This window comes from Rossellomorea sp. y25 (genome assembly GCF_038049935.1).
In the GTDB taxonomy this organism is placed as follows: Bacteria; Bacillota; Bacilli; order Bacillales; family Bacillaceae_B; genus Rossellomorea.
In genome coordinates, this window is sequence record NZ_CP145886.1 from 3,722,273 (window position 1) to 3,733,505 (window position 11,233).

An 11,233-nucleotide genomic window follows, 5' to 3' on the forward strand; every position below is an offset into this window, starting at 1 on the left:
CAATAAAAAAAGACCTAGTACCCTTAAGAGAATAGAGGTAGGTCAAAGAGAGACGCTTACCATTATCGTCTTAAAGATTCTAGGTCTTGCCTGCATGATCAGTAACAATCCTACTGTATGAAATTGATGAGTTCATTCTACAATATGAAAACGGTACCGTCAACCATTTACTTTTACTTTAAGAGGCGCTCTATGTGCAGCGCGATATACGCAACCTCTGAAGGAGGGAAGTCAATGTTGTATTCTTCCTGAAGATATTTTGTGATTTCCTTTGAGCACTCATAAGCCCTTAGGTATTTCATCTGAATGAGTTCAAGCATGTCTTCATCGATGGGATCAAACTGGTCTCCCTGCTCAATCCGATTTAGCGCAAAACGGAGATGGGTGATCAATCGTTGATAGTTGATGCTCGACTCTTCTACTTCTATGGAAAGAATCGATTCTACCTGATCGACAAAATCCCTCAGGATCGTTGCATGCTTCAACGTTTCACTCATGGAAGGGGCATCCATCTTCGCCGTATGAATATGAAGGGCAATATGAGCCGCTTCATCATCAGGGATTTCGATCCCGAGTTTCTCCCTTATCTCTTCTTTAGCCCATAGCCCAACTTCATATTCCTTTTTGTAAAGCAGCTTGATTTCGTTCAAGAGCTTATTTTGGATGGGGATTCCTTGCTGCAGTCTCTCAAGTGCAAATGACAGGTGATCCGTCAGGGCTATATGGATATGATCGCTAAGAGGGGCATTTAAATGTCCCTCTGCATAGCTGATGATGTTTTCAGCGATCTCAATATGTTCCTCCGGCAAGGTAGCCAGTAGCTGCTGGAATTTCTCCGAGGATTGTTCATGAAGGACAAAGATCTTTTCAATTTTGTTCTTGGGAATAATATCATTTCGCTTCTTTTGAAAAGCAATCCCGCTCCCCATCACAATTTTCTCCTGCGGCCCGTCCACCACTACAACAGCATTGTTGTTTAAAATTCTAAAAATACGCATATATGTCCTCCGTACAGTTCATTACTCCTTATGTTACCACGATTTAGCGTAAAGATAACATGTAAAGTGTGTAGACTAAAAATTTTCATGAGGAATATGATATGCTGATAGAAAAAATGAAAGCGGGAAAAATAATGATTTCTACATACTTTGAAAAAATCCAGGAAAAGTTACATGTTGTGCAAACCATTGAAGCTGACAAAATGTCTGTGCTTGCCGGGAAGATTTCTTCTTCCATTCAACAAGATGGCATCATCCAGCTCTTCGGATGTGGTCACTCCCACATCCTCTCTGAAGAGGTATTCTATAGAGCAGGTGGACTCGTTCCGATCAATCCGATTTTGATAGAGCCACTCATGCTTCATGAAGGAGCCGTGCGATCTTCTCATTTAGAACGAGCGAAAGGGTATGCGAGTGAATTCATGAATGCACAAGATATTCAGCCCCATGATGTGGTGGTTGTTCTCTCCACTTCCGGAAAAAATCCCGTTCCAATCGATGTTGCCCTTCACGCGAAGGAAAAGGGTGCTTATGTTGTATCCATCAGTTCCTTTGACTACGTGGAGAAAGAAACATCCAGACATCCCAGCGGAAAATTTCTTAGTGAAGTAGTGGATCTTGCCATTAACAATCACTCTATCGTCGGGGATGCAATACTGACCGATGAACGAGTGGCTGTTCCATTCTCTCCCTCTTCAACCGTCGTCGGGGCGGCGATTTTGAATAGCGTTATGGCTGGTGCCATAGAAAACATGGTGGAAGAAGGATACGAGCCGCCTATCTTCATCAGCGGAAACGTGGATGGTGCAGATGATCATAACAAGGTGTTAATTGAGAAGTATCATAAGCGTATTCCCTTGTTAACGAAAGGATTATAGATAAAAAGAGTAGGTGCCCTTTATAAATAAGGCTCCTACTCTTTTTTACAGTCTGTCCAAGTTAATTTTAAACTTATATTTATCAGCTCGATATATAGATCGCACCAATTCAAAAGGAGTGCCGTCCTCCAGGAATGAATCGCGTTGGATGAGCAGCACCGGCTCACCGCTCTTGACCTTCAGATGCTTCGTATCCGCTTCGGTCACAATCGCCGCTTCCACTGATTGAGTGGCATGGCTGATGTGAAGGTTTAGCTCACCTTCAATATAATGATACAGGGATTTTTCCAGTATTTCCTGATTCAATCCAGGAAGAAGCTTGACTGGGATATGACTCGTTTCCAGGGCCATCGGTTCGCCGTTTGCAAGGCGAATTCGCTTCATAGTATACACAAGCTCTTCTTCCTCTAATGAAAGAAGTTCCTGTATATCCTCCCCTGCCGGAGAAATTTCGAAATGCAATAATTTATTTCCTGGCTCTAAACCGCGACTCTTCATGTCTTCGCTAAAGCTTGTTAACCCTTGAAGGCTTTGTTCAATCTTCCGGTGGGAGACGAATGTTCCCCGCCCTTTTTCTCGATATAACACATTCTTATTCACAAGATTGGTGATCGCCTGTCTCACGGTCATTCTGCTGATTTTAAATGCTTCAGCAAGCTCCCTCTCAGAAGGCAGGGCATCCCCTGGTTTTAGCTCTTCAGACTGTATTAAATGTTTAAGGTGTTCTTCTAACTGATAATACAAAGGAAGAGGAGAATTTTTATTAACCACGAACGCTTCTCCTTTCGAATTAAACGATTTATCTTTTATTTTAGTATATACACCCTGTTTATAACAGACAATTATCCGAGGTCTATATGAAAGTGGCAGACGATTTTGTCAAAAACGACAAACCCGTCTGCTCTCTCCATTTATTTTAACTTTCTTAACTCATCGGCAACAAATTCCACATCAGTCCCGACAATGACTTGAAGGTTTTTGTTGTTTACCTTCATCACACCTTTAGCCCCGTGTGCTTTTAACGCTTTTTCATCTACAAGTGCGGCGTCATTGATCTGTAATCGTAATCGTGTGGCACAGTTATCGATCACTGCCAGGTTTTCTTTCCCGCCAAGATCCTTCAGGAAATGTTCAGCCATTATTTCATATTTACTATTTCCACCTGAATTCTCATCTGCTACTACCACATCTTCATCATCTTCACGACCCGGAGTTTTCAAATTAAACTTCTTGATCAAGAAGGTGAATAGGAGGAAATAGATGATTCCATAAAGAATGCCTACCCCTAATAACAGCCAAGGTTTTTGACCGATATTGAAATTCAAGATGTAATCGAAGGCACCTGCTGAGAAACCAAAACCGTGATGGATCCCAAGTAGGTATGTGATGACCATTGAACTTGCCGTTAAAACCGCATGAATTCCATAAAGAACAGGAGATAAGAACATGAAACTGAATTCAATCGGCTCAGTGATCCCTGTTAAGAATGAAGTAACTGCTAATCCGATTAACATACCAGATACATTTGCACGCAGATGTTTTTTGGCAGTCACAATCATTGCCAGGCAAGCTGCCGGAAGACCGAACATCATGATCGGGAAGAATCCGGTTTGGAACGTTCCAGCTGTTGGATCCTTCGCAAAGAAACGCGGGATGTCCCCCTTCACGATTTCTCCTGCTGTGTCTTTAAATGTTCCAAATTCAAACCATACAAGTGTATTTAACACGTGATGCAGCCCGACTGGAATCAAGAGACGATTCAACAGGCCAAACACACCTACTCCCGTTGCACCTGCACCGATGATCCATTCACCGATGGAATTGATCCCGCTCTGAATCGGAGGCCAAACGATTCCAAAAACACCTGCGAGTATAACCATTGACGCAGCAGTTACAATCGGAACGAAACGTCTGCCTCCGAAGAAGCCAAGCCAGGCCGGAAGTTTAATATCATTAAAACGGTTATATAATAAACCTGCCACGACCCCGGAAATGATTCCACCGAAAATCGCCATATTGGCATCAGGGTCAAGGGCTTTTAAACCGCCCGTTAACACCAAATAACCGATGGCACCCGCCAGACCAGCCGTACCATTACCATCTTTCGAAAATCCGATTGCCACCCCGATGGCAAAGATTAAAGCTAAATTTTTAAATATGGCATCTCCTGCTTCAGACATGAACGCGATTCCCAATAAATCATCCTGACCTAAGCGCAGCAATAATGCAGCTGCAGGCAGAACCGCGATTGGAAGCATGAGCGATTTACCGATTCTTTGCAAGAAACCTAACATACTATCCTCTCCTTTTGTTTCAAGTGAAAGCGTTTAAGCAAAACACATCATATCATTAAAAAGGAATAGATGTCTATACCAATTTAACGATTGGAACTTATTGTTCAGTAAGTTAGAAAAGTTCCCCACCAGTCTGAATTGTAAAACATTTATTATAACTCTAACTGGTATAGACATCTATACTTTCTGGTGGTATTGTAGAATTGTAAAGTATTCAAGGAGTGATTTCAGTGACCTCAAATACAAAAAAACTACTTATCCTGGATGGTAACATCTATGCAGAAGATACAGTTTATGAAAAAGGATTTATCAAAATAGAGAATGGAAAGATCACCGAAATGGGTGAACGTTCCCAGTTAACCGATTCAGAAGAGTATAAAGTGATTTCTCTTCCCCATGGGTATAGTGTTATCCCAGGAATGATAGATATTCATATTCATGGAGTAAATGGCGCAGACACAATGGATGCAAAGCGAGAAGCTCTTGATACGATGACCGGGACACTTCCGAAAGAAGGAACAACCAGCTTCCTTGCAACAACCATGACAGAAGGATCCGATGCAATCGAAAAAGCATTGAAGGCAACCGCAGACTATATGTCAAAGCATCAAAGTGATGGTCAGGCAGAAATTCTCGGCATTCATTTAGAAGGACCGTTCATCAATCCGGACAAAGCAGGAGCACAACCTCTCAATCGAATCCAAAAGCCAAGTGTTGACATATTTAAACACTGGCAGGCCCTATCTCAAAACCATATAAAATTAGTCACTCTCGCTCCCGAACTTGATGATGACCATGAATTGATCCGTTATTTAAAAGAGAATGGGATTATCTCTTCAGTAGGCCATTCCAATGCAACATTTGATCAGGTCGGTAAAGCCATCGATGCCGGCTTGTCCCATGTGACCCACTTGTTCAATCAAATGTCAGGACTTCATCATCGTGAGCCCGGGATTGTCGGTGCTTCCTTCTTACGACAGGAATTAATGGTGGAATTGATTTCAGATGGAATTCACGTTCGACCAGAAGTGATACAATTGGCATTCAATCAGATTACAGATGAGCGACTGATCCTCATCACTGATTCCATGAGAGCCAAATGCTTGAAAAATGGTCAGTATGACCTTGGCGGACAGATGGTGACGGTTAAGGACGGGAAAGCTTTATTGGACGAAGACACTTTAGCGGGAAGCGTATTGAAGATGAAAGACGCATTTACGAATATCCAGGAATTTACTACGGGTGATATGAGAAGTGCGATCAAAATGACCGCTGAAAATCCGGCCAGACAATTAAATGTCTTTGATCGAAAAGGAAGCCTTGCTCCCCTGAAAGATGCAGACATCGTCATATTAGACGAAAACAAAGACGTATACACAACGATATGTAAAGGAAAAATAGCCTATATTCGAGAGGATGATACTCATGAAACTAATTGAAGTGAAAGACTACCAGGAGATGAGTCAAGTCGCTGCAGACTATCTATTATCCAAGGTAAAAAAAAGTAAAAACGTAACACTGGGTTTAGCCACAGGCGGAACACCACAAGGGCTTTACGAGGTGCTGATTCATGATCATCAACAAAACGGAACGTCTTATCAATATGTATCGTCCTTCAACCTGGACGAATACATCGGCCTATCAGGTAAACACCCTAACAGCTACTACCATTACATGAATGATAACCTATTTAAACACATTGATATAGATTCAGAAAACACCCATATCCCTTCAGGAAAAGCAGCCGACCCCGCAAAAGAATGCGAAGCGTATGATGAAAAAATCCGCTCCCACGGGGGGATCGACCTTCAAATACTAGGGATCGGAAGCAACGGACACATCGGGTTCAATGAACCAGGTACATCGTTTGAATCCAACACTCACATTGTTGAGCTTGCAGAGTCTACACGTGAGGCTAATGCCCGTTACTTTGATTCAATCGATGACGTTCCGACACATGCTATTACCATGGGAATCTCATCGATCATGAAGAGTAAAGAAATTCTCTTACTGGTTTCAGGCGAGGCCAAACAAGCGGCGATGAAAAAGTTAGTTGAAGGCAAAATCTCAGAGGACTTCCCTGCTTCTATTCTGAATCAGCATGATCATGTAACGGTGATCGCCGATGAAGAAGCTCTGGCACTAGTGAAAGGGTTAGAGTTTTTAAATAGATGAAAGGATGAAGATATGGAGTGATTAAGTTTGGTCCGTGTCTTTGAGAGCGGCGAACAATGGTTCGTCGCTATTTTTTTTATAATTGTTGGGATATTTATAGATTAAAAAGAAGAATATTATAAAAAAGGATTGACGAAAGCTATGTATATTTCTTATAATAAATCTTGACCGATCACGGGGCATTAGCTCAGCTGGGAGAGCGTTTGGCTGGCAGCCAAAAGGTCAGCGGTTCGATCCCGCTATGCTCCATACCGAAATAAGATGGGGAAATCTTGTATACAAGATTTCCCCATCTTATTTTTATTATCTTGTTTTTGCTATAGCTTTGATCTCACACTAAACGATTAGTTAGCAAGTGGTATAAACTGAAACTTAGTTATCACAATTTCTGCTTCCTTTTGATTCAATGGAGCCCTTCCTCCAAATAACCATAAGTTAATGTCTACTTTTTCGTTTTTGGTATTAGGAATATCTCCTCCTCTATATGTCCATTCCTTGATTCGATACCATTCTATTGGACTTGGTAGTTTTGAATAATGTCCATGAAGGGAAAGAAATTTAATGGTTGTTGGAGTCCATAAAAAACTATGGGTTGAATAGTTTCCGCTTAGAGACGTTTGAAATTGAATCATATTCCCCGCCTTTGTATAGGGCTGAACCACGTACTGAGAATTTGGTCCTTTTGGATTTCCCCATTTCGCAAATTCAATGTCAATTTCCCGATAATTATTCGCAGCAGCATCCGCAGAAGTACCATCATATGTGAATAATCCCAAAGTTATATTTGGATCCAATAGATCCGGGCGACCATCCACAAAAAATCGGTACGTTCCATAACCAAGGGTTTGCGTGTTATATACTTCAGCACAGTACCACTTATTGTTTCGTTTTGTTATTTTCAAATGCAATCTTCCCGCACTGTCTACCCATACATTTTCGGTACTACCTGAAAAATAATTCGGTCCGGGACCCCATTTGTTAGTTGAAGAATTTTTCACATTCCAAGTATAGCCACTCCACTTAATTGTTCTATTATTCAATTCTATTCCTCCGATATATTAAATTTTTTAATATATCATATGTATAACCTGTCACAATGAATGTAAGTTTGTCCATATAATAGAGTAAACTTTGTATACAAACTAACGTTTATACTTAATAGATTTCTAGATCCATGCTGAGTAAGAATATTGTTGGCAGAATAAAGCGACCATCCTTCATAGAGTTTATCCGGCCCCTTTCCCATTCACTTTTGCCACAATACTTTTTGAAGTGTACTCAATCAAAATTCATTATCCTCGATCCGGCACTTCCGTGATATACTTTCATGTACAAAGGGGTTGAAAATAATGGAAAAATATCCAGTATTCGAAACGGAGAAATTAACACTAAGACAACTCACAATGAAAGATGTAGATTTTCTTTATGAGCTATACACGTCCGAGGACGTTCTCCGCTATTTTGGCATGAGTCCGATTGAATCGAAAGAAGTGGCTGTCAGTATGGTAGAGAACTACGAAAAACACCTTGAAACAGGCGGTCCCATGCGCTGGGCGATTGTGGAGAATACCAGTGACAAAATGATCGGTACATGCGGATTCCACGCCATTTCCAAAGCCTATAAACGCTGTGAAATAGGTTATGACTTGAGCCCCGGCCACTGGGGTAAGGGCATCATGGGAGAGGCACTCTCCCCTTTACTTACCTATCTGTTTACAGATAAAGGAATGAATCGTGTAGGGGCAGTGATCGTCCCATATAATAAAGCTTCTGCAAGAGTGATTGAAAAGCTTGGTTTCAAACAGGAAGGATTACTCAGAGAATATATCCTTCAAGATGACCATAAATATGATGCTTACATGTACAGCTTGTTAAAGAAAGAATGGCTTTGTGAGTTTTAGAAGAACCTGAATGGGCAATAATGGTCAGTGCAGATGAAAAGGAGCTGGTAGAATGGTACAGCAGATGTTTCAGGGGTTTTTGCGCTGGCCTTTAGTTGTTCGGATATTTATGATTGCGATTACGCTGATGCTCTCGTTTGGAACGATTATTCATTTCATCGAGCCCGATACCTTCCCTTCCCTATTCGATGGGATCTGGTGGGCGATTATTACGACTTCCACTGTTGGGTATGGGGATTTTGTTCCCTCATCGTTTGAAGGCAGACTGATTGGCATTATTCTCATCTTAGTAGGTGCCGGTTTTCTTTCTACTTATTTTGTCACCCTTGCAGCAGAAACGGTGATGACACAAAATGCATATTTGGAAGGCAGAGCTGCGTTCAAGGGGAAAGAACATGTTGTAATCGTAGGATGGAATGAACGGACGCGTGAAGTGATTAACCAACTAACATCCCTGCAGTCCCAATGTGATATCATCTTGGTCGATGAAACCCTTCAAAAGAATCCATATAGCAATAACCGTATTCATTTTGTGAGGGGAACCCCTTTTACAGATGCGATTCTAAAAAAAGTAAATCTCCATCAAGCATCGATCGCCATCATTACCGCTGATCAAAATAAAGATGAGAAAACGGCAGACATGAATTCTGTCCTGACTCTTCTCGCCATTAAAGGGAATCACCCTGAATTGTATACGGTCGTTGAAATTCTCCAGAAGGATCAAGTGGCCAATGCCAAACGTGCTGGAGCCGATGAAGTAATTCAAACGAATATGCAAACCAGCTACGTGATGATGAACAGTATCATTTCTCAAGGGATGTCTAAGACGATATTAAAGCTTTTGAACCATCTTAAAGGAAATAATCTGAAGCTGATCCCTGTTTCCGATGAATACATCGATGAAAATTTTCATTCATTGAGTGCACATCTTCTGAAGAACAATATTATCTTATTGGGCATAAAAAAAGGAGAAATCACGACTGTGAATCCTCCTTTGACGACTTTGATTGAAGAAAATGATGAACTGCTTGTGATCTCTAACTAGAGAACAAAACGTTCTCCAGCTCTTTTACAAGTTCTTTCCCGACTTCAATATATTCTTCCGGGAAGCTTGCATCGGGATCTTGTGGTTCAGAAAATTGATTGACAGAGCCTGAAAAGGTTCCGGTTGATGCGTAATCGTCCAAGCCACGCTGGTATTTATGAGAGAGAAGGAACGGTTTACCGAATTCAACCGTGGCCCCCCTTGAATCCAATTGACCGTCAACAGACGTAAACGGTACTCTCAAATACTGGTAGCCAACTTCGTCATCAATTTTATAATCAAAATAGCCGTGATCATAATCCCAATTTCCACCTATCGAATATCCAAGCGGTTTTAATAGCTGTTCAAGCTTATACAGTTGGTAATGCTGTCCTTCAATGCTAGATGAAAGCTCAATCACGTGGATCCATCCCCTTTCTTTTAGGGATAGTTTCTCCTAAAGTAAAAGAAAAATGTAAAAAGAGCACTGAGATTTCCCTCAGTGCTCTTTCCTTATTTAAGACGTTTTTCAAGCTCAGCTTTCTTCTCTTCAAAGCCTGGTTTTCCAAGAAGGGCGAACATATTCACTTTATATGCTTCCACGCCCGGCTGGTCAAATGGATTTACACCCAGCAGGTATCCACTCATCGCACATGCTTTCTCGAAGAAGTACACCAGGTATCCGAATGTGTATGCATCCATTGCAGGAATTTCCACGATCAGATTTGGTACGCCACCATCTGTATGGGCAAGCAATGTCCCTTCAAACGCTTTGTTGTTTACAAAATCCACTGTTTCACCGGCTAAATAGTTTAAGCCATCCAGATCACTGTCAGCCTTCTCGATTTTCAGCTCATGCCGAGGCTCTGAAACCTTGATGACCGTTTCAAAAATGTCACGGCGTCCTTCTTGAACATATTGTCCAAGAGAATGCAGATCTGTAGTGAAGTTAGCTGAAGAAGGATAAATTCCTTTTTGGTCTTTCCCTTCACTTTCTCCAAACAGCTGCTTCCACCATTCAGAAAAGTATTGTAAGCCAGGCTCATAGTTAATGAGCATTTCAATTGTTTTCCCTTTATTATATAGGGCGTTGCGGACCGCTGCATATTGATAAGCAGGGTTTTCTGTAAGCTCGGATTTGCCGAAATCTTCACGCGCCTGTGCAGCACCGTTCATCATTGTCTCGATTTCCACTCCGCTTACAGCAATCGGAAGCAGCCCAACTGCTGTCAGAACAGAATAGCGGCCTCCGATATCATCAGGAACAACAAATGTTTCATAGCCTTCGTCAGATGCCAGTGTTTTAAGGGCACCCTTCGATTTATCCGTTGTCGCATAGATGCGTTTGCGAGCCTCTTCCACCCCGTATTTTTCTTCCAGCATTTTACGGAAGATACGGAAAGCAATCGCTGGTTCAGTCGTAGTACCGGACTTCGAAATCACATTGATGGAGAAATCTTTTCCATCAAGGAGATCCATTAAGTCTCTCATATACGTGGAGCTGATGTTTTGTCCAACGAATAATACTTGTGGAGTTGAACGCTTTTCTTTCGGCAGGGCATTGTAGAAGCTGTGGTTCAGCATTTCAATCGCTGCACGGGCTCCCAAGTATGATCCACCAATACCGATTACAAGAAGCACATCAGAATCATTTTTAATTTTCTCTGCTGATTTCTGAATGCGGGAGAATTCTTCTTTGTCGTAATCTACAGGGAGGTCGATCCATCCAAGGAAGTCGTTTCCTGCACCTGTTTGTTCATGTAAAGAATGATGAGCAACCTTTACGGCATCACTTAAGTATGTAAGTTCGTGTTCTCCAAAAAACGATAACGCTTTTGAATAATCAAAACGAATGTGTGTCATAACCATCCTCCGATTAAAATATTTTCTTCTATCTCACTTTATCGAAAGCTGACTCGAGAATCAAGAAAGCTCCCCTTATGTAAGCGTGTGCATTAAAAAC

11 protein-coding genes and 1 tRNA gene are annotated in these 11,233 nt (G+C 41.6%); 6 read left to right on the forward strand and 6 right to left on the reverse strand.

Translation table 11 applies throughout. The features are described 5' to 3' along the window. Positions 1-173: 173 nt before the first annotated feature. A complete protein-coding gene (locus AAEM60_RS18795) occupies positions 174-998 on the reverse strand; it encodes a PRD domain-containing protein (RefSeq protein ID WP_299743922.1) in 825 nt (274 codons plus the stop codon). Positions 999-1,132: 134 nt separating this feature from the next. Here AAEM60_RS18795 and AAEM60_RS18800 point away from each other — a divergent pair, with 134 nt between their 5' ends. Further along, positions 1,133-1,876 carry an SIS domain-containing protein gene (locus tag AAEM60_RS18800; RefSeq protein ID WP_299744040.1) on the forward strand — a complete coding sequence of 248 codons (744 nt, stop codon included), beginning with the start codon at positions 1,133-1,135 and terminating at the stop codon, positions 1,874-1,876. Between the two features lie 45 nt (positions 1,877-1,921). Here the strand turns inward: AAEM60_RS18800 and AAEM60_RS18805 are convergent, their stop codons facing one another. Further along, a complete protein-coding gene (locus AAEM60_RS18805) occupies positions 1,922-2,647 on the reverse strand; it encodes a GntR family transcriptional regulator (RefSeq protein ID WP_299743919.1) in 726 nt (241 codons plus the stop codon). 140 nt (positions 2,648-2,787) lie between these two features. After that, complete coding sequence (gene nagE / locus AAEM60_RS18810) at positions 2,788-4,170, reverse strand: N-acetylglucosamine-specific PTS transporter subunit IIBC (RefSeq protein WP_341356867.1); 1,383 nt, start codon at positions 4,168-4,170, stop codon at positions 2,788-2,790. Between the two features lie 230 nt (positions 4,171-4,400). Between nagE and nagA the strand changes: the two genes are divergently transcribed. From nagA to AAEM60_RS18825, 3 genes are all read left to right on the forward strand, one after another. Continuing rightward, positions 4,401-5,609 carry an N-acetylglucosamine-6-phosphate deacetylase gene (nagA, locus tag AAEM60_RS18815; RefSeq protein ID WP_299743913.1) on the forward strand — a complete coding sequence of 403 codons (1,209 nt, stop codon included), beginning with the start codon at positions 4,401-4,403 and terminating at the stop codon, positions 5,607-5,609. Beyond that, positions 5,596-6,345 carry a glucosamine-6-phosphate deaminase gene (gene nagB / locus AAEM60_RS18820; protein ID WP_341356868.1) on the forward strand — a complete coding sequence of 250 codons (750 nt, stop codon included), beginning with the start codon at positions 5,596-5,598 and terminating at the stop codon, positions 6,343-6,345. The genes nagA and nagB overlap by 14 nt, the downstream gene beginning before the upstream one ends. A gap of 176 nt (positions 6,346-6,521) precedes the next feature. Beyond that, a tRNA-Ala gene (locus AAEM60_RS18825) sits at positions 6,522-6,594 on the forward strand. A 95-nt stretch (positions 6,595-6,689) separates the two neighbouring features. On the opposite strand, the gene AAEM60_RS18830 is transcribed toward AAEM60_RS18825, so the two are convergent. Next, positions 6,690-7,385: a glycoside hydrolase family 16 protein gene (locus AAEM60_RS18830; protein ID WP_341356869.1), complete on the reverse strand. Its 696-nt coding sequence runs from the start codon at positions 7,383-7,385 to the stop codon at positions 6,690-6,692. A 309-nt stretch (positions 7,386-7,694) separates the two neighbouring features. Here AAEM60_RS18830 and AAEM60_RS18835 point away from each other — a divergent pair, with 309 nt between their 5' ends. Both AAEM60_RS18835 and AAEM60_RS18840 read left to right on the forward strand, forming a co-directional pair. Beyond that, on the forward strand, positions 7,695-8,246 hold the full coding sequence (locus tag AAEM60_RS18835) for a GNAT family protein (RefSeq protein WP_299743905.1): 552 nt from the start codon (positions 7,695-7,697) through the stop codon (positions 8,244-8,246). Between the two features lie 52 nt (positions 8,247-8,298). Next, the gene (locus AAEM60_RS18840; RefSeq protein ID WP_299743902.1) at positions 8,299-9,291 is read left to right on the forward strand and encodes a potassium channel family protein; all 993 of its coding nucleotides are present in this window, start codon (positions 8,299-8,301) and stop codon (positions 9,289-9,291) included. Here AAEM60_RS18840 and AAEM60_RS18845 read toward each other — a convergent pair. Together AAEM60_RS18845 and AAEM60_RS18850 are read right to left on the reverse strand one after the other, a co-directional pair. Continuing rightward, positions 9,284-9,691, reverse strand: a complete 408-nt coding sequence (locus tag AAEM60_RS18845) for a YugN-like family protein (RefSeq protein WP_044338095.1) — start codon at positions 9,689-9,691, stop codon at positions 9,284-9,286. The two genes, AAEM60_RS18840 and AAEM60_RS18845, sit on opposite strands and share 8 nt — an antisense overlap. Positions 9,692-9,783: 92 nt before the next feature. Next, positions 9,784-11,133 carry a glucose-6-phosphate isomerase gene (locus tag AAEM60_RS18850; protein WP_341356870.1) on the reverse strand — a complete coding sequence of 450 codons (1,350 nt, stop codon included), beginning with the start codon at positions 11,131-11,133 and terminating at the stop codon, positions 9,784-9,786. Positions 11,134-11,233 lie beyond the last annotated feature (100 nt).